Raw genomic sequence first — 23615 nt, 5'->3', positions numbered from 1 at the left:
TTCGTCAGACAATGTTCAGTTATACCAAACAAGTTTCACAAAATTGTGACAAAACTGTCATGCATAAATAGAGTTTTGATAAGTGACCGACCGTAATTTTTCCGGCCGGTCACATAGATAGAGACGAGAATCAGCCCATTAGCCCGGTCTGATATTTTGATTTACACGGAAGAAGTTGTCCGGATCATAGTCTGATTTCACCTTCGCCAGACGGGCGTAGTTCTCGCCATACGCACCATCAACCCGCTCTTCATCTTCACTGATAAAGTTCACATAAACCCCGCCGGTTGCGAAGCGTTTAGTGGCATCAAAAAACTCACGCGCCCACCCAATACAATCACGGTCCTGATGGGTGTCATCCCACCGGGTATGCACGTTCATCACGTATTCGACATCCCGATGAGGGTAGGCCGTAGCATCTGAAGCGACCCGATTGATCGCACCACCGAGCTGAGCAACAAAGATCTCTGATTGTGAGCTGGGCAGCTTACCGCCATAGTCCACCAGCGTTTCGATCAATTCATCACCAAGCGCCGCAAAGTTATGGGACTTCCAATAGTTGCGGCTCCCCGGGGTGAGCAATGGATCAAAGGCCTGCTGGAACGCCGCAAAAGGATGAGGTGCAAATCCATCAGCAATGGGTTGTCCCAAATGCCGTATCGGAGCGATCATTTTCTCGCCTTCATCCATCGGACCGTTATAGAGCGCCACAATGATCAAAACCCGCTGCCCGTGATATTGGGCATCAAGAAAAGGTAATGGAGGCGCATCGCGGATCACCGCCCACGTGGTTAACTCATCCGGGCTTTTTTCACAGAAGGCGCGATAGGCCTGCAGCACGGAAAACGCCTGATCAAAGGGATACACCGCTGGCCCAGACATCACCATCGGCCCCACTGGATGCATTCGGAATTCAAACGATGTGACGATACCGAAATTACCGCCACCGCCCCGAATGGCCCAAAAAAGATCGGGATGATGACTGGCATCACATTTTAGACGCTCACCAGCCGCCGTCACCACTTCTGCGCTAAGTAGATTATCTATGGAGAGGCCATGGGAACGGCTGATCCAGCCAAAACCACCCCCGAGCGTTAAACCACCCACCCCGGTCGTAGAATTGATGCCTACGGGCACCGCCAGGCCATACTGCTGTGCCTCATGATCGACATCACCCAAGGTTGCACCGGGGCCTGCGATGAGTACCCCCTGCTCCGGATCAGCCCGCACGTAGTTGATTGCGCTGAGATCAATCAACACGGCTTCGTCACAGAGCGACTTACCGGCAATGTTGTGACCCGCCCCCTTGACGGATATCAGCAGATTTTGCTCACGCGCAAAACGCACCGCCTGCACAACATCCGCTGTGCCGGTGCATCGAATAATCATTGCGGGATGGCGGTCGATCATCGCATTCCAGATCTGACGCGCATCATCATATTGCGCATGATCTGTCCCGATAACCTCCCCTCGAATCTGTGTTTGAAGTGTTTCTAGTCTTTCACCACTGAGGGTGACGAGTTCACCACTCAGTGATCGTGCCTTTATCTCTGTCATGATTAAACCTCCCTTCAACCTGAGCGATGAAGCACTTCAAGCTGGAAGGATTGCAGTTGAATAAGTTACTGCCATGAACTGCACCGCCCACATTGCTCAAAAGATCAGGGGCACCACCTGACCGTTGTTGACGACGAGCGACTATCTGAAAACGATGCTTTTTAAATTCTAGCCGAGGCCTCAATAACCCGCCGAAAATAAACCACGAGGCTTACTCAGAAAATACAATTCCGATCAGCTCTTTGGGATGTACCTGACTTTGCTCGGCAATGTGGTTTAAGGACATCTCCTCAGACACAGTCGTAAAACCCGCGGCCGCCAGTTTATCAATCAACACTTGCGTACTGACCTGCTGCAACTCCGCCAGCGAGGTAATCGGTGCGCCTTCGACACTGTGGATAACCGCCATCATCGGACTACCACCACCTCCAAAATCCAGTAATGAAGCGCTGACCAACAACACCGCAAACATCACCGACAGCGCCGCACGCTGAGAAAAGTGTCGCTTAAAAGGCTTTACGTGCACCACGATATGCGTGACAACCGCCGCTACCATCAGCAGACCTATCCATTCGTGCATCCCTTTGATCAGCCCTTCACCCAAATGGAAAAACATCATCACACCGGAGATACCCACCAGCACCGACGTCACAATGGTCAGCGGCGTTGCCCATCGGCGCAGCGCCAGCGTATTCTGCACACTCATCGTCTCTATCCTTAACATTGAACAAAGACGCCATTTTAGTTTCGATCTTAACTAAGATGCGTAAAGACGGTGTTAAGTTGTGTAAATGCCCTCTGATTTTCTGGAGCCCCTGATGAAAGAACATTCATAAATTTCGACCTTTCAGCGTGTAAGTAACAGCGCCGTCATATGCGGCGGCTAGTTTTAAGGCCCCTTTCATATTGATGGTATTCACGGAGTCCACCCGATGTTTGATCGTACATTCCGCCGCAGTGCACTGGCAGTGATGGTCGCAGCCGTTGCAACAGGCGCTCAGGCTGATGCGTTTAACCGAATTGCGAGCTTCTCAACAGCAAAGAACCTACCTGCAGGCGTTGAGCGTCAGCAAGAGACCTCTGCAGAAATTATTGCTGTATCGGAAGATGGTAAAACACTGGTGTACTCGGACAGCCCACTCGAAGGGTTGGGTTTCGTGGATATCAGCGATGCTGACGAGCCTAAGCCTGCGGGCCATCTGAAACTGGAAGGTGAGCCTACCTCAGTGGCGATTGCAGACGATTACGTCCTGACCGGTGTGAACACATCCACCAGTTATGTAACACCAACCGGTTTTCTGGCGGCCATTGATCTGGACGACAAGGAGATCGAAAAGCGTTGTGATCTGGGCGGACAACCAGACTCTATCGCCGTATCCAAAGACGGTAAATACGTTGCGGTGGCGATCGAAAACGAACGTGACGAAGACCTGAACGACGGCGAACTGCCACAACTGCCTGCCGGTTTTCTGGTGATTGCACCGCTGGAAGATGGCAAGCCGGATTGCGACGACATGCGCCGTGTTGAGATGACCGGTCTGGCCGAGATTGGCGCCGATGACCCGGAACCGGAGTTTGTCGATTTCAACGACAACAACGAAATCGTTGTGACCTTGCAGGAAAACAACCATCTGGTGGTGGTTGATGCGAAAACGGCCAAAGTGATCAACCACTTCTCTGCCGGTTCAGTTGATCTGAAAAACGTCGATCTGAAAAAAGACCGTACCCTGACCTTCAACAAAACGCAGGAAAACCGTCTGCGTGAGCCGGACTCGGTGAAGTGGCTGGACAACGATCGCTTTGTTACGGCAAACGAAGGCGATTTTAACGGCGGTGCACGTGGTTTCACCATCTTCCATAAAGATGGCCGTGTCCTGTACGAATCCGCTGAAGCCTTCGAACATCAGATCATCATGGCTGGTCACTACCCGGAGAAACGCTCCGGTAAAAAAGGTAACGAGCCAGAAGGTCTGGCGATTGGCACCTTCGGCAAAGACACTTACATCTTTGTCCTGTCCGAACGTGGCGGTGCCATTGGTGTATACCGCGACACCGGCGCTGCGCCAGAATTCGTCCAGCTGCTGCCATCCGGCATTGCACCTGAATCCGCAGTAACGATTCCATCCCGTAACCTGCTGGTCAGCGCCAACGAAAAAGACCTGGTTGAAGACAAAGGTCCACGTTCACACGTGATGGTTTACAAGCTGGATGACGATGCAGCGGCATACCCGCAGATCAAATCCGGTCGTAACGACGTGGGCGAACCGATTGGCTGGGGTGCACTATCCGGCATGACGGCCGATGCTAAAAAACCGGGTCTGCTGTACGCGGTCAACGACAGCTTCTACTCCAAGCAACCAAGCATCTTCACCATCGATGCGAACCAGACGCCTGCAAAAATCGTGAAAGCAACACCGGTCACACGTGATGGCAACGCGGCGGAAAAACTGGATCTGGAAGGGATTACACAAGACGGTAAAGGGGGTTTCTGGCTGGCGTCTGAAGGTAAAACCAAGAAGAAGGTGCCTCACGCCATCTATCACGTAAATGCCAACGGTGTGATCGATCGTACCCTCAACTTCCCGGACGCCTTGCTGAAGCACGAAAAACGTTTCGGCGCTGAAGGTATCACGCTGATCGGTGATTCCCTGTGGATTGCGATTCAGCGTCAGTGGAAAGATGATCCGGAAAACACCGTTAAACTGGTGTCTTACAACCTGAAGACTAATACCTGGGGCGCAGTGCGCTACCCAACGGAAGCCGCAAACAAAGGTTGGGTGGGTCTGTCGGAGATCACTGCATACGACGATGAGGTTTACATCATCGAGCGTGATAACCAGATCGGTGAAGACGCAAAGATCAAACGTCTGTACAAGGTTGAACAGAGCGAGCTGAAACCAGCACCGCTGGGTGGCGAGCTGCCGGTTGTGAAGAAAGAGCTGGTACGTGACTTTATTCCAGATCTGAAAGCACTGAATGGCTACGTAACCGATAAGATCGAAGGCTTTACAGTGGATGCATCCGGTAAAGGTTACGCGGTCACCGACAACGACGGTGTCGACGACAGCTCCGGTGAAACCAACTTCTTCTCTGTGGGTAAGATGTAAACCGTCACTGACTGATTTCACACACCCATAAAAATGGCCGGATTATCCGGCCATTTTTCTATCGCTTACACGCGATCCCTTAGCTGTCTCGCTGTAACTGCCCGTTAAGCTCATCCAGCGAAGGCATCTCATCATAGTGCTGGCCCTCACCTGCGATCTGATCCCACTCCGCTTTGGAAGCGGTATGCAGATGGGCGACTACCACACTGCCATCAAACCCATCTAAAAGGCCTGCGGGTATCCAATACTTGTCCGTGCCCCGCAACTGATTGGGGACTGGGCTGCCGCACACACTGCAAAAGTCTGCACGATAACCGGTGTCTTTTTTAAAAGAACGCACCAGATCCTGCCCTTGTAACCAACTAAATGCAGACTCGTTTACAAAGGTCGCTGCGTTAGCCGACGATCCCGTGGCTTTGCGGCACATTGAGCAGTGACACTGATAAAAGTTGGGCGTGTCACCTTCAATCTGAAACTGAACCCCTTCACATAAACACTGCCCGATCATATACATCCCTCTAACTGATCATTGCGGACAAACGGCTGAAACCTTACTCGGGTACCAACCAATCAACTTTGAAGCTCGCTTCAGGCGACTGCCCCAGCTTTTCGGTTAACCACGGCAGCAGTTCTTTCATCTGCTTTTCCAACTTCCACGGCGGGTTGATCACAATCATGCCTGACCCGGTCATGCCATACTCTTTGCTGTCCGGCAGCACACACATTTCAATTCGCAGAATCTTACGGATATTGGTGCCTTTCATCTTGGATTCCAGTGAGCGCACTTCATGCCGCTGTACCACCGGATACCAGATCGCATACGTACCCGTCGCCCAGCGCTTAGCCGCTTCACGGATACCCTGCACAAGATCTGCGTATTCGGATTTCTGTTCATACGGCGGATCGATCAGTACCACACCCCGGCGCTCTTTCGGCGGCAAGCTTGCCTTCAGGCGCTGGTAACCTTCTTCGTTGAACATCTTCACCCGACGATCACCACGGAAAGTTTGCAACAAACGCGGGAAGTCATTTGGGTGCAGCTCGGTTAACACTAACCGATCATGTTCACGGCACATCGCACCCGCCAATGCAGGGCTACCCGGATAGTAACGCAGACGACCGTTCGGGTTGACTGCCTTCACCGCTTTCAGATACGGCGCCATTACAGGCGGGCAGGTTTCTTCCCACAAGCGACCGATCCCTTCTACACTCTCGCCGGTTTTTTCTGCATGCTCAGATGCCAGATCATAACGACCACCGCCCGAATGAGTATCGTGATAAACAAAGGGTTTATCCTTCTCTTTCAGCGCTTCGATAATCAAAGCCTGAACAGTGTGTTTTAGAACATCAGCGTGATTGCCAGCGTGAAAACTGTGACGGTAGGAGAGCATATCGAAACCTGTAAAAAAGTAAGGCGCGTATTATTGCCCATCTATCCGGTGATTGACTAAGTATTTTGCGGACAACTCGCCCCAAAGGCTCGAAAAAGTCGATCACTTTTACCCGTTCAGAATCGGTATTTCATCCCCAAGCCTAACGAATTGGATGCGCCCTCAACACCATTGAACAGACCGAACACGCCGGAACGATGATGGCTTCGCACCACCAGACTCCAGCTTTCCCAACTTTGGGGTTTGAACTCAAGTTCCACCAATATGTAGGCCAGCAAGTCCTCTGCATCATCCTTATTCGCAATTTCGAACTCGGGCACCTCCGTCGCATAAGACAATCCAAAGCCAACAGCAACATCAGTGTTCAGGTAACCGTCCCAAGGAAACGGATACCATCGCGCGGCCAGCAATGCATTGAATTCTTCATGACCCTGACCGCTCGTGTGCTTAACTGCCTGTAACTCCCACTCAAGATCGTAGCGGGTATCGTCAACGGGTATGGTTTTGCTCAGCGCCAAAGCGGTCAGCTGAAAGTTGCTGTCGTAATCAGCCTGTCCCAGCAATACATCTTCTATTGGATCGTCAGTTAGTACTGTTTGATAGAGTGTGAGTGCCCAATTCTGATCTTGCGCAAAAGCCGTAGATGCAAAGAGACAACCAATAATCAGTGGAATACGTAAAAGCCTTGAATATACGCCTGTCATGGCGCGTCTCCTGAAAGAATGGATAAAACACCAAGCCCACAACGGCTATAGGACTGCGGCTTGACCGAAGAACGTTACTTAAAAAGATAGCTCATTCCCCGATCTCGGCGGAACGTTTGGCTCAAGAAGTGCAGTCTTATTCACTGCCAAGATCTATCGTATCGCATTGGAACTCGCGTTTTACTGAGCGAGTGCTGGATGCATACGACTAAATCGACACCAGCTCTCCTCAATCACTTTAATCTCTTCACTCAACCAAGACTCAAACCGTTTTACCTTTGGTCGCTGAAAATGAGCCTCAGGTGCCACCAGATAATAATCAAATGCCGACGACAGATAGATCGGCACCGGGCAGACCAGCTGCCCCCGCTCAAGCAGGTCATACGCCAGACTGAAGCGCAAAATGCCAAAGCCTTGTCCGCATAACAACGCTTCCACCAGCATCGCCGCATCGGTCACATGTAACTGGGTGGATTCATGTCGGAACGGTGTACCAATCAATCGCTGAAACTCGCTCCAGGCGTCATCAATATCCGGGCAATCATCGGCCAATAATGGCAGTTCGGCTAATTGAGGCGGGATGGGCTGCTCCAGATCGATCAGTGAAGGATGGCATACCGGCAGCAGATATTCTTTTAGCAACGGTTTTACGGTCAACCCCGGATACTCCCCACGCCCAAAACGGATCGCCAGATCAGGCTCCCCTCGCTCAAAATTGATCAGATCAATACTAGGCAACAAATTCAGGGCAACATCCGGCATCTGCTGTTGATACTGCCCCAAACGCGGCACCAACCAACGGCCAGCAAACGAGGGTAACGCGCTGAGTGTCAGTCGATTGGGGTTTGGATCTTGCGCTAAATCCATGACGCCCTCTTCCAACGTCATAAACGCTTTGCTCACATACGGCAGCAACTTCATCCCCTCGGGGGTGAGCACCACTTCTCGCGTCAGGCGCTGAAAGAGTTTCACATCTAACTGCTCTTCCAGTGTTTTTATCTGCTGACTGATCGCCGCTTGCGTCACATTCAACTGCTGAGCAGCAACCTTAAAACTCTGCGCTTCTGCGGCATATCGAAATGCATGGAGCGCCTTCAGCGGCGGCAATCGTTTCATACCGTTCAACCATCATGATAGATAAGATTTTCTTAATCATAAGCCATAATTTCTCGTTTGTCGGCCATCGTAAATTTATCAAGAATAGTTCGTATCCAATCCATTCAGACAGGTGGCAACGATGAACTGTGAAAATAGATACTTACGTGAAAACAACGAGAGAACTGAGGATTTCCAAGGGATTGTTCAGTCCTGGAAACAACGCCTGATCCATTGGCGCACCAACTGGCGCACCCGGCGTGAGCTGGCTACGCTGAATCATCACCAACTGAAAGATATCGGTATTAGTCGTGTCGACGCTTTAGCGGAAAGCAACAAACCATTTTGGAAGAAGTAGTCGTGAAACCGGTCACCGACACAAAGCACAGCATGATTACCCTGCTCTGTGGAGGCACCGGATGTGTCATTAAAGACTGTATTAACGCATCGATTCCATCGCTGAAACGATACGCGCGGCATAATCAGGGTCGGCCTTGGCAAATTGTGCCAACATCCGCTGCTGAGCCGATTCAGACGCGTGGATCAAGCCACCCGCAATGGTGGTCGTCAGCTGATCTTTTTGTGAATCATTCATTAAGCGGAACAGATCACCGGCCTGTGTGTAGTGGTCTTCGTCATCAGCCAGCCCATGGCGTGCAACCCATGCACTTTCCAGCACCGGCATTGGCGGTTCCGCTACCGCAGGATCAGGCACCGGCGCACCATCGTTGATCTGGTCGTTCGGATAGTAGTTCACCCGTGAGGTCTGCACCGCAGCCGTGCCATGCGCAGGACACATACCTGCCATCGCCCCATCACGCTGATAGTGATTCACCGGACATTTCGCCGCATTCACCGGCAGCTGATTGGCGTTCACACCCACCCGGTAACGATGTGCATCCTGGTACGCCAGTAGTCGGCCTTGCAACATTTTGTCTGGCGAGGCACCAATCCCCGGCACCAGATTGCTCGGAGCAAAACACGCCTGCTCGGTTTCAGCAAAGTAGTTTTCCACATTACGGTTCAGCTCCAGCTGTCCCACTTCGATCAATGGGAAATCCGCATGCGGCCAGACTTTGGTCAGATCAAATGGATTAATCGCATAGGTCTTCGCCTCAGCTTCCGTCATCATCTGCACTTTGGCCGTCCAGCTTGGGTAATCACCCGCATCAATCGCTTCCACCAGATCCTGTTGGGCGCCAATAGGTGATGTAACGGCGGCCTCCTCGTTGGTCAGGGTCTGAATCCCCTGATTGGATTTAAAGTGCCACTTGAACCAGACCCGTTCACCTTTACTGTTCCAGAAACTGAAGGTATGGGAGCTGAAACCGTGCATATGACGATAAGACGCCGGGATACCACGATCAGACATCAGGATCGTCATCTGATGCAATGACTGTGGATGGTTCGCCCAGAACTCAAACATCGCCGCCGGATCGGGCAGATTCGTGCGGGGGTTCTTCTTCTGTGAGTGGATAAAATCGGGAAATTTTATGGCATCACGCAGGAAAAAGACCGGTGTGTTATTGCCCACCATATCGTAGTTGCCCTGATCGGTATAAAACTTGATCGCAAAACCACGCGGATCACGGGCGTAATCGCTGGAATCCTGCCCGCCGCCCACCGTAGAGAACCGAACAAACACCTCGGTACTCTGGCCGACCTCCTGCAAGAAACTGGCGATGGTGTAGTCCGTCAGTGATCGGGATACGGTGAACTTGCCATAAGCACCTGTCCCCCGCGCATGAACAACCCGCTCGGGGATACGCTCGCGGTTAAAATGCGCCAGCTTTTCGAAGGTATAGTGGTTATCAAACGTCAGAGAACCACGCTCTCCAACACTGATGCTGTTGTCATCATCCGCGACTGGAGAACCCGTCGCGGTGGTCAAAGTCTGCTTGCTCATGTTGATTGCTCCAGATACACGTTGGATGCGGTGAGCAGAGAGGATCACTCACCCTGTATCTCAAGCTTAGGCGCGGCACTGCTACTATTGAAATCTATTATCCTTATAGAGTTTATAGGTATGCGCTATCACCGATGGACAAAACCACTTACCCAATCTCGAAGGATGTGACTCCGAACAACCGCTCAACCGGCAGTGACGGTATCGCCTGCGTATACATGCGGGCAGTCTCAAACGACACCGTCATATTGTGCCGCTCTGCCAGTGAGACAGCCGACTGATTCCGTTCTGGCGTATCCAGATAGATCAGATCAGACGCGCTCACACGGGATTTCAGTGCGACAAATAGCTGCTCGGCCAACGCTGGGGTATCGGCATACAGGGGTGCAATTTTATACCCGGACCGGCACTGACGAATCACACCGTAACCGGCCAATTCGCCATCCTGCATCACACCCAGTGCGAGGCAATCCGGCTGGCTGACCCAGGCTTGGATAAACTGAGCACGGTCAGCTGGAAGGAAGGGACGATCATAGGATTCCACCACTTCAAACGGCAGGGTCGATAGCGCAACAATCCCGCTATTGTCTGGCGCAACACCGCCACCACTGCCTTCGTAACGGATATTACGATAAGCGAGCTTAAAACCTGACTGCTTATAGTTATCCTGCTGCTCAACAACACCATCAAGCCCGATATTCGCACCCTTCAGGTATTCCAGTCCGGCATTCCAGATCTGAATCCCATAGCCTTTGCCGCGGTATTCTGGCTTCACGATATAAAAGCCCAAAAAACCAAACGCTGCGCTGTATTTGATCACGGAGATCACGGCAATGGGTTCATCATCCAACAGGCCCACCAGAAAACCGTTTGGATCAGCCTTACGATAGCACTCGGCATCATGTAAACCGGGATTCCAGCCTTCCGCCGCCGCCCATTCAACCGCCATATTCACTTCCTGCGGCTGCATCGTTCTGATGGTGTACTGTCTATTTTCCATAAAAAAGTACCTATCGTTTCCTTGAAGAACAGTGCTGATGAAGAGGCGTAATCTGTGGCGCGGGTCGCCCCTTCCGTTTTACTGAGGCTATCCCTCAGGATAAACGATTGGATTGCCCGCCACCCGCGGATGTACTGTCGCCTCATGACACAGCATACACGCGAGGCAACGTTTTTTCATGAGCGAACATAGACTCCAATCGCAACCTGTATCAACGGATACAGAGCGGCCCGAAGACATATCCGCATCCATAAAAGCATCCTCGTCACGGTTGTCCCGGCGTTCACAACAGATCATCGCAGTTGTCACCGCAGCCATTATTACCGGGTTCATAACCGCTGAGTTTTTGCCATTTCAGATGGCCGCTGCTTTAGCACTGACGGTCTTGTGCATCGGCTTATGGGCAACGGCAGCGGTACCCGAATACTGGCCCGCACTCGCCTTCTTTATGGTGGCGATGGTCTTTGAAATTGCACCCGCTCAAGCTGTATTTTCGGGTTTTCAATCATCAACGTTCTGGCTGCTGTTTAGCGGACTGATTCTGGGTGCGGCCATCAACTTCACAGGACTAGGACGGCGCGCCGCAGCCCTACTCTCAAGAATGATCGGCACACGTTATTCCAGTGTCATTTCAGGCATTGTGGTCTTTGGCCTCGCGCTGGCATTCCTGATGCCCTCTGCAATGGGGCGTATCGTATTACTGATGCCCATCATCATCGCACTGGCCGATCACAGTGGATACCCTGCGGGTTCCAACGGTCGGATCGGCATGTTAACCGCGGCGGCTTTTGGTACCTGTCTGCCTGCATTCGCAATCCTTCCGTCCAATGCGCCCAATATGATTCTGGCGGGGATGGCGGAAAACCTATATGGCCAGAATCTCGCGTATTGGGATTATCTTCTGCTGCACTTTCCCGTGTTAGGTGCGCTTAAAGCGGCACTGCTGGTGTGCGTCATTCTGTGGATATTCCCTGATCGCGCCCCTACACAAAGCACACCGTCTCAATCCGATACCAGCAACCCAATGTCCTCAGAAGAGCGCCGCTTAAGTGCCGTATTGGGACTGTGCCTCATCCTCTGGTTCACCGACGGGGTTCACAACATCTCTCCGGGATGGATCGGCTTGGCTGCTGCACTCTATTGCCTGTGGCCTTCATCCAGGCTTACGTCTAAAAACTGCCTGAATGAGGATATTAAGTATGCCCCACTGCTCTTTGTCGCGGGCATCATGGGGTTAGGTGCGGTCATCTCCGCGACCGGATTGGGGGAGTCCCTGCTGCAAAGCCTGAACGAACAGGCTGGGTTTTCAGCTGATCAACCGTTCTCGAATATTGTTGTCCTAACAGCCATCTCCACACTGGTCGCGATCGTCACCAACCTGCCCGATGTACCGGCGATCCTCACACCGATTGCTAGTGATCTAACCAGTCTGACAGGTTTGCCCCTGACCACCGTGTTGATGACGCAGGTACTGGCATTTTCCAATGTGTTTCTGCCCTATCAGGCCCCGCCCCTGATTACCGCAATACAACTCGGTCAGTTACCGATCAAAGCCGTGACCAAGCTCTGTCTTATCATGTTCGCCATAAGCGCGGTGCTACTAACGCCCTTTGACCTGCTGTGGTGGCAGATATTGGGTATGCTTTAAACTCTTAAGATCAGCCCTTACGCCCCTAAAACAGGATCATCGAATGGAAATTCATCAGCTCAAAACGTTCGTAGCCGTGGCGCGTGAGGGCAGTATCACCAATGCCTCCGATCAGCTTTGCTTGAGCCAACCCGCCGTCAGTGCGCATATTAAAGCGATGGAAGAGACACTGGGCATCCCACTGTTTGACCGCACTCCGCGCGGGATGAGTTTAACCGCAGAGGGTCAACGACTGCTGACCAAAGCGGAACAGACACTGGATGCCCATCGGGAACTGCTTGAAGAAGCCACCCGCATCAAAGGACGTCTGACGGGAAAACTGCGTCTGGGCGCAGGGGGCAGTACCCGTTCGGATGAGCTGGGTCATTTGCTGACGGTACTATCTGAACGTTATCCCGAGGTCGACGTTGAACTCCAGCATGGTACTTCTCTTGAAATACTCAACGGTATCCGCAACGGTCATCTGGACGCAGGTTTTTATAACGAGGCAGGCACACCGGGCTCAGAACTCGCCACCATTGAAATCACTCAGTTTGGCATCTATCTCGCAGCACCACCCGGACTGGTCTCCACCTCAAACCCTTTAGACTGGCAAGCCCTCGCGGACCTGCCATGGATCGGCCCAACCACACATTCCTGCTGCGGACAGGCAGCCGAAACATTGTTTAAGCAACATCAGATAAGACCCAAACGAATAATCAGCATTGATCGGGAAAGTGTGACCCGCACCTTGATCGCAGGCGGCGTAGGTATCGGTCTTCTGCATGCAGAGACAGCACAAGAAGCGGAACAGTGCGGTGAAATTGAAATTATCAGCGAAGCCCAGCAAACCGTTCAGGTGTTATTCGCATACCTTGCAGGTCGGGCAGAGAACCCGCTATTAAGCGCTGCCAGCTCGATCCTTCGCGAACAACTCTTCGAATAGAGCAATGGCTGAGGTGACACAAACCAAGTTGGATAAACAAGCCTAGAGAAGACACCGAAACCTCTGGAACCATCAAATATCTTCGTCTTGGTTAAGCGATAACCTTACCTACGCCCATGATGACCCACATCGTGCGATCTTTACCCTCAAGGGCAAAAGGTCTGTCTATCTTGAGAACATCCATTCCCGCTTTGCCGTATGCCATCGAAATCATCTCTTCGGTGAACCCAAAGTCAGGCTCTGCCTCCGATTGACACCAATCCCATTGCACAAACAGTCCATCAGGCGTCAGCATAGATTTCAACAGTAACAAAGTATCTTCGTAGTTCGGCAAAAAAGCACAGACCGACGACGCGACAATAAGATCAAATTTCGAATGAAGATGAGGATTCGACGCGACCTCTTGCGCCGACAATTCCACAGCTAACGCATCAACACCAGGTAACTGCTTGCGCTGAAGTACTTCGATCATCTTCTCTGAAGAATCCAGGCCCACGACAGCCCCTGCTTTGCGCGAGATGAGTTCAGTGAGCAGACCTGTACCGCAGCCAAAATCCAACACCCTTAAACCATCCAGACTGATCAGCTGACACAACGAGTCATACGCTTTTTCAGAATACGTGATGACATCCTGATTGGTGTCCCAATCATCTGCATAGTCATCCCAACTTTCGCTCATCGCCACAGCCCTCAATTAACCGGATTGATGACATGATACCTCAATCAACTGGACCAATATGAACTGTGTAGTTCTCTTGCTCTTAGACATAGGCAGAGGTAGCTGAAAGAGGCAGAGATATCCTGTCACTGCGCGGGCTAAATCAGTGTCTCGTAATTACCTTTGTCACAAGACAGAGGTAACACGAGCCACACTGGTCAAGCTCTTCGGACACACAGCCAACTATTTCTTGGCAGAGACCAGCTCAACATCGGGCAAGTTATCGGCAAGTGCCTGATACGTATCGAACTGCTTGAGTGCATGCGTAATTGCAGCAATAGGCTCAGCCCAGATTTCAGGCAGATCCGCCTCTCCGGGCGTGACAATTGGAAACGCCAGCTTTTCTTTGGGTGGGCAGAATGCTGCCTCCACACCCTGCTTATTACCTCGTGCATCAAGGCGATACCAGCCGTGTCGCTCAAGATACACGGCATTAAGCCCATGCAGGCAAAAGGGAGGCACATCCGTAATCGTTAACCGCTGATAGCATAAACCCGCAGGAATTGAATTGGCGCGCAGCAACGCAGCCAACAAGTGGCTCTTGGCATAACAGAAGCCGGTACCGTATTGCAGCACATCCGACGCTTTGCACGTCACAGGGTTCATCTCGTAATCCCAGCTGTGTTTGATCTCATCACGGACAAACTCAAAGCACACTCTGGCGACGTCTTCAGTAGCAGAAAGTCCGTTAGATAAGCTTCGTGCCTGAGCCAAAACTTCAGGGGTTTTCCAATCTATATAGTCTGTAGATTCTAGATACTTGTTCATATTTTCAGATATTAACTACGAAGAAACATTTAGGCCCGAAAGGGATTAAATGTTATTGATGGCGTTTACTAAGATGCGGCGTTTCAAATATTACTTTCAGATCGAGACCCACATGGCCATCTAAGCCAGACTGAGGCCATACCACAAGAAAACAACAGTACGCCCCATGGCCCACCAAACGCAGGCTTCCCGAAGTCTGTCACCAAGCCGATGAGATGAATAAGGAAAGAAAAGAAACCATAGTGCAAGAACATCAGCAACAAAATCCCTTTAATGCCATTTCCGAGCACTAACTTTCTTAAGTCAGAATTAATGTCTTTCATAACTACCTCCTCCTGAGGTTTATGGCCATGCTCAGAGACCGCCAGATCACTCCAAGCGGGCACAGGCACTGCCAAGTTCGATGACCGGTACAAACCCTTAACGCTTTCGCCACAGAAGTGACTGTATTACTGGGTTGGCCACCAGCTTCACCGCTTCGCGGCGAAGCCTTTCCGTATAGGTCGATACTTCCGTTTAGCCATGGCACACCTCCACGCTAGGGGTAAACCTGTCTATGGAAGGTGTCTACCTTATTGGGGGAAATCTCCAAGCCACGAAGTGGCTGAACGTGCCCGTACTTGTTAGAAATTTTACTTCAACGAATATCCATTATTTAGATCGGTGTCCAAGTCCTTCCAGTGGGTAACTATTGGGGGCGACCATTTCAGCTCATCACCGTTGCCGTATCTAATCAACGCCAATCTAGCTATAGGAAGCTCACGTTCACTAGACCGAAAAACCAACAATCGCGTACCGCCACCACTGATAGTGTGACGAAGAATTTGACTAAACCGAACATCCTTTTCCCTTGGAAGTTCACCGCCAATCCAATCAAGCACTTCAACTTCAGGGTATTCGCCACCTTTATCACTGAGAATTGCCCCGACACGAAATACGATATACTTTCCAGAAATGAGTTGATAAGAAAGCAAGCTCCCCACAGGCCATTCGCATGTTGCTTTATACGTTTTTTTGATTGATACCGGCTTCTTCTGCGGGCCATTTAATTGGTCATAAAGCTTGTTCAACGCTGTCTTTCTTCTCTTAATTTCGCTGCTTTCTTTCCAGATCTTCAGATCTAGCTCATCTTGGATTATTTCCAAAGCAGCGTTTTTTGCTCTATCCGTCAGCCGACCTACCTGAAACTGAGCTGCAGCAAGACCAAGCCAAAATGGGCAATACTGTTCGAGATCATCTCTATCTGGACAATACTCCTGCTCTAAAAGTGAAGTAGCCTCTTCCGAAGATAAACCGTCACCAATATGATCCCTATAGTCGCTTCTTACATCAGACGCTGTATCATTTGAGAATATTGCTGCCCCCCATGCTCCCAACTTTTTGCTCCTACTTTCTAACGCTAAGAAAAGCGGCGCAGCTTGCTGCGTCCTTGCTTGTGCGCCTTGTATGGTTAATTTTTCTCACTCCAAGCTGGCATAGCTTTCATGAAGTGATTAGCCCGGTCTAATGCGGTGTTGTCATCGATACCCGGTTGCCAAGATTTTAACCATTGCGCAATACCGTATTGCACGCTTTTGCGTGGTTTAAGTTTTCCGCTGTCATCAGTACAGTATTTACAGTAAATATCTGAAGGGCCTATGAACTCCGGCTTTTCTAGTGGAGCGCAGCATGAATGGCAGAGAGTTGACATATTGTTTCCTCAGTTTATTCAACACTACCCCTTCGTATGATTAGGGGGAGTAGCTAACACTTAAGCGGTTATGTGGATGACGCAGTCATCGGTATAACCGCCTGTTGAACTGAGCAGGTGTTTATCCTAGGGAGTTTGCTTTTTAAGCCATTGAAATCCCTGTGAACCCTGATATGAGATACGTACCGTTCTCAGCCTCCCAATGGCCTCGAGTACGCCTGTCAGTTCACTTTTTCTTTCGTTAATACATCCTTTTTACGCGCGTCCCTGACTTTTGGCAATAGGGTACCCTCGGGACTTTCCCCGATCTTTGTTAATACCCCGGACTGAGAGGCGTTTAACTGCTATTCAACGACTACGGGATAGTGATGCCAGTGCACTTCGCCCAGTCTCTGTACATGGCTATCCCCGTATTCAGGGCAACGTATACCACCCGCCGGTTTGGACACCTGAGCTGAAACAACCGCCTCCTCCGCTAACACATCCTTATCAGCCGACAGCTGAGCACAGATCTTGGCCGAGGCATCTGGAAGTATGCCGAGCAAATATTTACACACATGTATTAAATCGGGGCGGCAATGCTGTCCGTAGCCCACTGAACGATCTCTAAATCGCACCTAAGTAGATATGAGGCTGAATAGACCGTCCTGTCTATACTGCATAGCAACGTGTTCAGGATTCATCACTGAATTGGGGTGTCGCTATGCAGAACTTACGATCTGTTTTAATCACCGCCGCCACAGCTAGCGTGTTACTTTCGCCGTCGACTGTTATTGCCGAGGAGCTGTTGGTCGGTAAAGCATGCCCTGTCAGTTACCAACAAGAGAATATCGGTATTCTGGTGTTTTCTAAGGAGTGGTATCACAGCAGTCGTGACAACGCCTCATACATCGCGAGTGATAACGCCACGGGGGTCGGTTTGGAGATCCATCTGTTTGCGAATAAAACCGGTCACCTAACTGGGGATAACACGGCGCGCTGTGACCAATACCGTCTGTTACAGGTTCGTAGTACCACCGCACGGCTGTTTGACGGGGAAAGCGCCGTTCAGATCGATATTCCTGATGAGTTTGATAATCCTTTCTATGACAATGCGCCGTTGGAACACGGTTACGGTATGCATCTCACACCCGAAGATGATCGGGATAAACCCTGGAGCGGTCGCCCTACCCGCGCATCTACCGTAGCGATCTACGACACGCCTTACGTGTCAGATGCATACGGTGTGGAGGGGAAGAACATCAACGTTCAGTTTGAGACCTGTGTCGTGTGCGAACGGGAAGATCGTTACGATACCCTTCTTGCCTGCGGTACATGGGGATATACGCGTGACTATATGGGCGGTAGCACTGGATGGACCGAGCCAGAGTTTACTGGCGTGCAATGTAATGCGACCCCAAGCACGACCTTTCAACAGGCGCTGATCCGTTCTCATCGGGTGGAGTACGCGTACTGGCTCGACTGGCGAACATCATCCCAGGCGGTAACACGTTAATCAGATTACCCGCATAACAGCACGTGCGGGCAACCTGATAAGAACGCCAGACGGTCAGACCGCCATATCAACTTGCTGCACGGTTCCCACATCTCCGGCTTCCGTGAGATAGAAGCCACTGGCCCTGACCCGACCATTTTGCTGATTGTCTTCACCTTTCACATCAAACGGGGTTTCTGTGGATCCGAGGTAAATGGCACCTATATCCCGATCTGCCAGGGATTCCAATTTGTCCTCACCGAGTGTTTTAGTCCAGATCTGGAGATCATCGAAGATGCTGTCAGCCTCATCGATGTAGTTGTTACCGTCTTCATCATACTGCGCCAGATCGGCAAAACCGTTACCTGACAGCGTACCAAACAGCTCGGTACCGTCATTGATCACACCGTCTTCATTTTTATCCAGCGCCAGCATACCGCTGTTGGCAAAGTAACTGATCAGCTCATCTTCACCATCCGCATTCAGATCAAAGTTAAACTTTTCATCGGTTAGGTCTGCAGCATTGCCTTCAAAGTTGATCACCAGAGGATCGGTAAAGCTAACTTGCTGCGTCACTTCAACCGTACGGGTATACGAATAACTGCGCTCCATCGACATTTCCAATGCAAAGTCGATCTCCCGACCATCTGCGGTTTTCACCGAACCACAGCTGTTGAAGCTGCTGCACTCATACTCTTCAACGGTTTCAGTGACATTGAACGTCATGGTCAGCATGTTCACTTGCCCACCCACAGGTGAACCCTCCGCTTTTACACCCAGTTCTTCAGGCACAGTGGCCAATTCATCCTGGTTGATATCCGCCATGGGTACCTTGCGGCCGCTGATCGCTTCAAGTAATCCACGAAACAAGCGGTCTCGGGTAATCTCTTGCTGCTGAGCCAGAGATTTATCCTCTGAATCTCCGGTATTAAACTCGTAGCCGTTGTCGGTCATCACCAGAATAGAAGGCGTTGTCGATTCAGCTTCCTCACCACTGGCACCGTCTGCTGACCCGGTGGCTAACGACCCTGCACCAGCAAACAGCCCACCAAAGCCTGATTCCTTCATAAACTGGCTGAAATCCAGCTTTTCACTACTGGAATCAAACGTGCTGCTACGCGTGACAGACTCAAACTTTTCGTGTTCGGCGCTCATGTGCACATTGCTGCTCTGAATAATCATAAAACTCTCCGGAATATCCCTGTATCAACGCTGTTTTCAGTCGAGTGGACTCCTATCGCCCACTTTAAAATCAGCAACAAAATGTCCGTTTCATTTTTCAGAGACAAAGCGACCCCGTTGCTTTTGTCAGGACAAAAACAAAAATGCGGACAGTATGTAAAAACGGAAGCCGGTTGCCTTCAGATACCTTTCTGGCGGCAAAGAGATACCTCCTTCGCCCACCGGTCAGGTTGCCGAATTACCCGTTCCATTTAGATTGGATTTAACGCTGGTTACAATTTTTCCTGCTCGTGAGGCTCCCCTCCCATACAAAAGACCTTATAAAGCAATGAATTACCACTGATAGCCCATCTCTTCAGGCACTGGCTCAGACGCGATGTTCATTTCAGCAACGTAAGTACAGCAATCACTTTTAGAGTCATCTGATCATTTATGTGTGAGGGTAAATTGCAAGATATGGACCGTTTGAAGCGCTCCAACATTAAACTGTTATAATGTTTGGCTTTCCGGTTTAAGAGGCATAAATAGATGGATTGCCGTATGGGCTGTGGTGCCTGCTGCATTGCACCGAGCATAAGCGCCCTGATGAAACCTGCGGGTGATCGCTGCCAGCATCTGGACGATGCCATGCTCTGCACAATCTTTAACGAGCCGCACCGTCCTTCAGCCTGCGCGGAGTTTAAGGCGGAGATGGGAGTCTGTGGGACGTCTCGTACAGAAGCCCTTCACCTGATCACTGAACTGGAATCCCTGACCTGTCCGTAATGTACAGCGTTTTTGTGCGCTGCTATGATCCTTTCGTTTCCATCAACTGCGTTGAGAATGCCTGACGTGAACAAAAGTCTGATTACCAATGGCCTTGCGATTATCGCTACGATCGCCGGCTACATATCCAAAGATCCTATTCTGTTTTCTATCGGCCTGTTTGCCACATCCGGTGCGATCACCAACTGGCTGGCAGTGCACATGCTGTTTGAGAAGGTACCAGGGCTCTATGGCTCGGGTGTAATTCCAGCGCGCTTTGAAGACTTTAAGCTGGGTATCAAAACGCTGATGATGGAGCAGTTCTTTACTGAGGAAAATATCGAACGTTTCCTCGGCTCAGAGAACGGCACTCAGCCTAATCTGCATCTGGCTCCGGTGATTGAGCAGGTCGATTTCAACCCGGTATTCGACAACCTGATCGAAGTGATTGAGAGCTCATCACTGGGTTCGATGCTCAGCATGGTGGGTGGCGTGGCCGTTATCGAGCCGCTGCGTATCCCTTTTGTAGAGAAAGTAAAAGGCTCTATCGAAGAGATCACACAACAAGAAGAGTTTATCGCCCTGCTCAAAGAAGAGTTGGAACAACCTTCTGTTATGGCAGAGATGAGCCAGAAAGTAGAACAGGTTGTAGAGCAGCGTCTGGACGAACTAACACCTGAGCTGGTGAAAGAGATTATCCAGCGTATGATTCGCGAGCATCTTGGCTGGCTGGTTGTATGGGGTGGTGTTTTTGGCGGTTTAATCGGCCTGATTGCTGGCCTACTAGGCGCTTAAGTCAGAGGGGTGTGGGTTGGCTATTCTTCAACCCATACCCAACGCAGTGGCTCGCCAAAGTCATCATAGATCACTTTCTTGCGCAGGCGTTTGTTAGTCTTTTTCAGTGCAGGCTCGGGCTTACTTTTACGGCGAGAATCAATCGTCGCCAACAAACCGTTTAGCGGTGTACGGGCCTGAGCACCCGCTTCAAAGCCAAAACGACGGGGATCATACTTCCCATCTTCCAGCCCGCTCTCGCCCATATCAACCTGCTGGATCTCTCCACCTTTGTCGATATAAGACTGAACCTGTTTCTCAAGTTCGGCACGCAGTTCTGATTTTGATTGGCGACGTTTCATCCAGCCATTATGCATCAATGGGCCAGAAATGCGAATGGGCATAAGACTTAAGAATGGAGACTAACGCCGCTAACGCACACCGCGCTCACGACGGATATAGGCTTTCTGACACTGCATGATGAAACGCGACAACATCAGATGCTGACGCTCAGACATCGCAGTGAACGTGCAACAATGAATACCTGCGTCTACGCGAACACACTGTAGATTGCAACACACGCTAATGGGTACACCGTCCAGACTGAACTCCAGCTCAGCGGGTTTCAGGTCTTCACCCATAGGCCCCACCGCACGATAAGCGACGCCATTTTCCGAGAGATTAACCGCCTCACAGACATGACCGGCAACCGTTAAACGAAACCCGTCACTGTCTACAACATCGTGGCGATAGGCCCGACGCCCGCTCTCATATTCATACTGAAATTCAATCATCGCTCTTCTCTAGTACAAACTCTATGCGTCTATTTCGCGCGCGGTTCACGTAACTGCTGTTAGGTGCCAATGGAACGGAATCGCCGTATCCTGTTGCCGACAGACGCTCTGGTTGAACGCCTCCACGCACCAGGTAGCGTAAAACAGTCGTGGCACGCACAGCTGACAGCTCCCAGTTAGACGGGAACTGATCAGTATCTATCGGCGTATCATCCGTATGCCCCTGAATGTTCATCCTATAGCGTCCATGTTGATACATGGTGTCCAACAATACATTTACAAATGGGTTAATACGCTTGTTCAGGCGTGCTGATCCAACTTCGAAGAACACAGATCCATCCACAACAATTTTGACCACACCATCCTTGGGCATGCTGACCGTCGCATGTTCCGCCAATTTTTGGTTATCTACGGCCTCTTGGAGATCACGCACCATGAGCTCCCAATCCTGAAGGTCCGTTTCCGCTACTGGTGCAGTGGTCAGGTTAGGGGAAGATTTATCCCCTCCTTGATCCCCATCAGCCGCATCAGACGTTTTAATGGAGGTTTCTGTCACATCGATTTTCAGTGGCTGAGGGATATCGGTGGTGACAGGCGCTATCACCGAAAGATCGACAAGACTGTTTGCAGAGAGATCTCCTTGAAACTCAACCTGTAAGGCATTCACTACCAGTTCAAACTTGTCCTTCTCAACACTTGAGATGGAAAACAGCAGCACAAAAAACACCAACAGCAGTGTCATCAAGTCCGCATACGTCATCAACCAGCCTGATTCGCTGCCCTCATCCGGGAACTGATGCTTAGTTTTCACTTCGCCTTGCCTTTTGCCTCAGCCCCCGCCGGAGCCGCTTTGCCACCCGACGCAGATTTATTCCCTCCGATACGCACGGGTTTACGCTCCGCTTCAGGCAAATAGGAAGCCAGCTGCTCATAGACATGCATGTAGTGGTCGTTCGTGAGGATGCCTATACAGCCTTCGCGAATAATTTCCAGGTTGGCCACTTCAGCTAAGGTACGGGCGCGCAGCTTTCCGGCAATCGGCAGAAACACCATGGTGGAAAGCAAAGAGCCATAGAAGGTTGTTAGAAGTGCAACAGCCATGGATGGACCGATGGTCTCCGGGTTATCCAGCTCGCTCAGCATCTGGATCAGACCAATCAGCGTGCCCAGCATGCCGAATGCTGGTGCATACGCAGCCATCTTTTTGAAGATATCCTGAACCGTATGATGCCGCATGATCAGGGAATCAATTTCGTTCTGTAGCGTATTCCTGATGACTTGCTCAGATGCAGCCTCCGCCAGCAGATTACAGGCTCGCTTCAAAACGTTGGAACTGGTTTTAACGTCACCCAATTTCACCAAACCGTGACGGTGGCTGATACGGCTCAGCTCCAACATCGTCTGAATCATCTTCTGGGCGTTTGTTTTATCGCTAGAGAAAACGATATACGCGGCTCTAAAGGCTTTGAGTACGTCTTTGAAAGAAACGGTGAGAAACGTTGCGGCAATCGTACCACCGGCCACAATCATGAGACCTGGTACGTTTACAAAAACATCTGCGCTACCACCCAATATAATTGCAGAGACAATCAGCGCAAGACCGGAAACAATACCGATAAGTGATGCAAAATCCATAAGTTACACGCATTCCGTAATAGGGTCTGAGACATACTAGCAGACGGTTTCGCATCCTGCTCAACCATGCAGTTTGAATCTGTTTTATCGGCCGATCTTCTCAGACATTTAGGGCTGCGTTAACCCTGAATAAACGTCATCCCTCCTCCGTCACGCTGGCTGATTACCTGATCATGGATGATGACCTTTACTCTGTCTCTGGGAACCGTAATGGTTCGACAGATGGTATCAATCAGTTCCTGACCCAATCGTTCTTTCTCTTCCGCTGAGCAGCTTTCCAGAAGGTCTATTTTGGCAACAGGCATGGAATCATCTCCCACTGACGCATATCAGCTAACAAGGTACGTATATTAAGCATGGCTGCTTTCTGCCATTTATCCGTTATCAGTCAGGCGGGAATGAGTACTACTTTCGAACCACTACCAAGGCATCGCTCACGCATAAAAAAACCGGTTCGCACTTTTCAGCACGAACCGGTTTCTATTCAAGCGTGTTCAGGTTGG

General features: G+C 50.7%; 26 protein-coding genes. 7 read left to right on the top strand and 19 right to left on the bottom strand.

Going from position 1 to position 23615, the window contains the following annotated elements:
* Positions 1-138: 138 nt before the first annotated feature.
* Together IOQ59_RS19710 and IOQ59_RS19705 are read right to left on the bottom strand one after the other, a co-directional pair.
* Complete coding sequence (locus IOQ59_RS19710; RefSeq protein WP_193955190.1) at positions 139-1557, bottom strand: FAD-binding oxidoreductase; 1419 nt, start codon at positions 1555-1557, stop codon at positions 139-141.
* Between the two features lie 211 nt (positions 1558-1768).
* The gene (locus IOQ59_RS19705; RefSeq protein ID WP_193955189.1) at positions 1769-2263 is read right to left on the bottom strand and encodes a DUF4405 domain-containing protein; all 495 of its coding nucleotides are present in this window, start codon (positions 2261-2263) and stop codon (positions 1769-1771) included.
* A 226-nt stretch (positions 2264-2489) separates the two neighbouring features.
* Here IOQ59_RS19705 and IOQ59_RS19700 point away from each other — a divergent pair, with 226 nt between their 5' ends.
* Positions 2490-4664 (top strand): esterase-like activity of phytase family protein, encoded by a 2175-nt coding sequence (locus IOQ59_RS19700; RefSeq protein WP_193955188.1) that lies wholly within the window; start codon positions 2490-2492, stop codon positions 4662-4664.
* Positions 4665-4743: 79 nt separating this feature from the next.
* Here IOQ59_RS19700 and IOQ59_RS19695 read toward each other — a convergent pair whose 3' ends face one another.
* From IOQ59_RS19695 to IOQ59_RS19680, 4 genes are all read right to left on the bottom strand, one after another.
* Positions 4744-5172, bottom strand: a complete 429-nt coding sequence (locus IOQ59_RS19695) for a GFA family protein (protein WP_193955187.1) — start codon at positions 5170-5172, stop codon at positions 4744-4746.
* A 43-nt stretch (positions 5173-5215) separates the two neighbouring features.
* Positions 5216-6055, bottom strand: coding sequence for a 23S rRNA (adenine(2030)-N(6))-methyltransferase RlmJ (locus tag IOQ59_RS19690; protein WP_193955186.1), 840 nt, complete (start codon positions 6053-6055; stop codon positions 5216-5218).
* A 116-nt stretch (positions 6056-6171) separates the two neighbouring features.
* Positions 6172-6759, bottom strand: coding sequence for a hypothetical protein (locus IOQ59_RS19685; protein WP_193955185.1), 588 nt, complete (start codon positions 6757-6759; stop codon positions 6172-6174).
* A gap of 180 nt (positions 6760-6939) precedes the next feature.
* Positions 6940-7875, bottom strand: coding sequence for a LysR substrate-binding domain-containing protein (locus IOQ59_RS19680; RefSeq protein WP_193955184.1), 936 nt, complete (start codon positions 7873-7875; stop codon positions 6940-6942).
* 121 nt (positions 7876-7996) lie between these two features.
* Between IOQ59_RS19680 and IOQ59_RS19675 the strand changes: the two genes are divergently transcribed.
* Positions 7997-8212, top strand: coding sequence for a DUF1127 domain-containing protein (locus IOQ59_RS19675; RefSeq protein WP_193955183.1), 216 nt, complete (start codon positions 7997-7999; stop codon positions 8210-8212).
* A gap of 81 nt (positions 8213-8293) precedes the next feature.
* Here the strand turns inward: IOQ59_RS19675 and IOQ59_RS19670 are convergent, their stop codons facing one another.
* Together IOQ59_RS19670 and IOQ59_RS19665 are read right to left on the bottom strand one after the other, a co-directional pair.
* Positions 8294-9760, bottom strand: a complete 1467-nt coding sequence (locus IOQ59_RS19670) for a catalase (RefSeq protein WP_193955182.1) — start codon at positions 9758-9760, stop codon at positions 8294-8296.
* A 148-nt stretch (positions 9761-9908) separates the two neighbouring features.
* Positions 9909-10760, bottom strand: a complete 852-nt coding sequence (locus tag IOQ59_RS19665; RefSeq protein ID WP_193955181.1) for a GNAT family N-acetyltransferase — start codon at positions 10758-10760, stop codon at positions 9909-9911.
* A gap of 178 nt (positions 10761-10938) precedes the next feature.
* Here IOQ59_RS19665 and IOQ59_RS19660 point away from each other — a divergent pair, with 178 nt between their 5' ends.
* Positions 10939-12408, top strand: a complete 1470-nt coding sequence (locus IOQ59_RS19660; protein WP_193955180.1) for an SLC13 family permease — start codon at positions 10939-10941, stop codon at positions 12406-12408.
* A 43-nt stretch (positions 12409-12451) separates the two neighbouring features.
* A complete protein-coding gene (locus IOQ59_RS19655) occupies positions 12452-13333 on the top strand; it encodes a LysR family transcriptional regulator (RefSeq protein WP_193955179.1) in 882 nt (293 codons plus the stop codon).
* A gap of 91 nt (positions 13334-13424) precedes the next feature.
* Here IOQ59_RS19655 and IOQ59_RS19650 read toward each other — a convergent pair whose 3' ends face one another.
* The 5 genes from IOQ59_RS19650 to IOQ59_RS21680 all read right to left on the bottom strand — a co-directional run bounded on the left by IOQ59_RS19650 (position 13425) and on the right by IOQ59_RS21680 (position 16509).
* A complete protein-coding gene (locus IOQ59_RS19650) occupies positions 13425-14012 on the bottom strand; it encodes a class I SAM-dependent DNA methyltransferase (RefSeq protein WP_193955178.1) in 588 nt (195 codons plus the stop codon).
* A 222-nt stretch (positions 14013-14234) separates the two neighbouring features.
* On the bottom strand, positions 14235-14819 hold the full coding sequence (locus IOQ59_RS19645; protein WP_193955177.1) for a transglutaminase-like domain-containing protein: 585 nt from the start codon (positions 14817-14819) through the stop codon (positions 14235-14237).
* A gap of 83 nt (positions 14820-14902) precedes the next feature.
* Positions 14903-15142, bottom strand: a complete 240-nt coding sequence (locus IOQ59_RS19640) for a hypothetical protein (protein ID WP_193955176.1) — start codon at positions 15140-15142, stop codon at positions 14903-14905.
* Between the two features lie 309 nt (positions 15143-15451).
* Positions 15452-16195, bottom strand: a complete 744-nt coding sequence (locus IOQ59_RS19635; protein ID WP_193955175.1) for a hypothetical protein — start codon at positions 16193-16195, stop codon at positions 15452-15454.
* 74 nt (positions 16196-16269) lie between these two features.
* Positions 16270-16509, bottom strand: coding sequence for a zinc ribbon domain-containing protein (locus IOQ59_RS21680; protein ID WP_193955174.1), 240 nt, complete (start codon positions 16507-16509; stop codon positions 16270-16272).
* Positions 16510-17212: 703 nt separating this feature from the next.
* Between IOQ59_RS21680 and IOQ59_RS19625 the strand changes: the two genes are divergently transcribed.
* On the top strand, positions 17213-18004 hold the full coding sequence (locus IOQ59_RS19625) for a hypothetical protein (RefSeq protein WP_193955173.1): 792 nt from the start codon (positions 17213-17215) through the stop codon (positions 18002-18004).
* A gap of 54 nt (positions 18005-18058) precedes the next feature.
* Here the strand turns inward: IOQ59_RS19625 and IOQ59_RS19620 are convergent, their stop codons facing one another.
* Positions 18059-19165, bottom strand: a complete 1107-nt coding sequence (locus IOQ59_RS19620; protein WP_193955172.1) for an SPM autocatalytic domain-containing protein — start codon at positions 19163-19165, stop codon at positions 18059-18061.
* A gap of 528 nt (positions 19166-19693) precedes the next feature.
* On the opposite strand from IOQ59_RS19620, the gene IOQ59_RS19615 reads away from it, so the two are divergent.
* Both IOQ59_RS19615 and IOQ59_RS19610 read left to right on the top strand, forming a co-directional pair.
* Complete coding sequence (locus tag IOQ59_RS19615) at positions 19694-19930, top strand: YkgJ family cysteine cluster protein (RefSeq protein ID WP_193955171.1); 237 nt, start codon at positions 19694-19696, stop codon at positions 19928-19930.
* 66 nt (positions 19931-19996) lie between these two features.
* Complete coding sequence (locus tag IOQ59_RS19610; RefSeq protein ID WP_193955170.1) at positions 19997-20704, top strand: DUF445 domain-containing protein; 708 nt, start codon at positions 19997-19999, stop codon at positions 20702-20704.
* 20 nt (positions 20705-20724) lie between these two features.
* Here the strand turns inward: IOQ59_RS19610 and IOQ59_RS19605 are convergent, their stop codons facing one another.
* From IOQ59_RS19605 to IOQ59_RS19585, 5 genes are all read right to left on the bottom strand, one after another.
* Positions 20725-21045 (bottom strand): hypothetical protein, encoded by a 321-nt coding sequence (locus IOQ59_RS19605; protein WP_193955199.1) that lies wholly within the window; start codon positions 21043-21045, stop codon positions 20725-20727.
* 69 nt (positions 21046-21114) lie between these two features.
* Positions 21115-21477 (bottom strand): hypothetical protein, encoded by a 363-nt coding sequence (locus IOQ59_RS19600; protein WP_193955169.1) that lies wholly within the window; start codon positions 21475-21477, stop codon positions 21115-21117.
* Positions 21470-22288: a flagellar motor protein MotB gene (locus IOQ59_RS21675; protein WP_193955168.1), complete on the bottom strand. Its 819-nt coding sequence runs from the start codon at positions 22286-22288 to the stop codon at positions 21470-21472. The genes IOQ59_RS19600 and IOQ59_RS21675 overlap by 8 nt, the downstream gene beginning before the upstream one ends.
* A complete protein-coding gene (locus IOQ59_RS19590; protein WP_193955167.1) occupies positions 22285-23112 on the bottom strand; it encodes a motility protein A in 828 nt (275 codons plus the stop codon). Before IOQ59_RS19590 ends, IOQ59_RS21675 begins: the two co-directional genes overlap by 4 nt.
* 119 nt (positions 23113-23231) lie before the next feature.
* A complete protein-coding gene (locus IOQ59_RS19585) occupies positions 23232-23417 on the bottom strand; it encodes a tautomerase family protein (protein ID WP_193955166.1) in 186 nt (61 codons plus the stop codon).
* Between the last annotated feature and the right edge of the window lie 198 nt (positions 23418-23615).

The organism is Pontibacterium sinense (assembly GCF_015209595.1).
In the GTDB taxonomy this organism is placed as follows: domain Bacteria; phylum Pseudomonadota; class Gammaproteobacteria; order Pseudomonadales; family Balneatricaceae; genus Pontibacterium; species Pontibacterium sinense.
This window is presented reverse-complemented; position numbering and strand designations above follow the sequence as displayed.